This is a genomic window from Ralstonia sp. TCR112, from assembly GCF_007997035.1.
Lineage (GTDB): Bacteria > Pseudomonadota > Gammaproteobacteria > Burkholderiales > Burkholderiaceae > Ralstonia > Ralstonia edaphi.
The window spans coordinates 1-659 of record NZ_VOSS01000260.1 but is presented as its reverse complement, the minus strand read 5'-3'; the positions used below and the strand labels follow the sequence as shown (position 1 = coordinate 659).

Here is a 659-nt window from a genome sequence, read left to right as displayed (position 1 = left end):
GGTTGCTCGACCGCTTCGGGCCGGATCGCATCATGGACACGCCGATTTCAGAGACGGCCTTCATCGGCGCGGCACTCGGCGCAGCAGCGGAAGGGTTGCGCCCCATCGCCGAGCTGATGTTCGTGGATTTCTTCGGGGTGTGCTTCGACCAGATCTACAACCACCTGGCGAAGAACACCTACATGTCCGGCGGCCGTGTCGCGCTGCCCGCCGTCATCACGACCGGCATCGGCGGGGGCTACAACGATGCGGCTCAGCACTCGCAATGCCTGTACGCCAGCTTTGCCCACATGCCGGGCATGAAGGTGGTCGTACCGTCCAACGCGTACGACGCCAAGGGCCTGATGACGCAGGCCATCCGCGACGACAACCCGGTCATCTTCTGCTACCACAAGGGCATCATGGGCCTGTCGTGGATGTCCTACTTCGAGGGCAGCACGAACGCGGTCCCCGAAGAGGCCTACACGATCCCGTTCGGGCAGGCGCGCGTGGCGCGCGAAGGCCGCGACGTGACCATCGTCACGCTCTCGCAGATGGTGCAGAAGTCGTTGCTGGCGGCCGAGCAGCTCGCCGCCGAGGGCATCGATGTCGAGGTGATCGACCTGCGCACCATCGTGCCGCTCGACCGCCAGGCGGTACTCCGCTCGGTGGCCAAGACG

General features: G+C 65.6%; 1 protein-coding gene. It reads left to right on the top strand.

Annotated features, from left to right (window positions below; all coding sequences use genetic code 11):
• Positions 1–659: alpha-ketoacid dehydrogenase subunit beta (locus FUT88_RS25765; RefSeq protein WP_325205680.1), on the top strand; the 659-nt coding region annotated here is incomplete at both ends.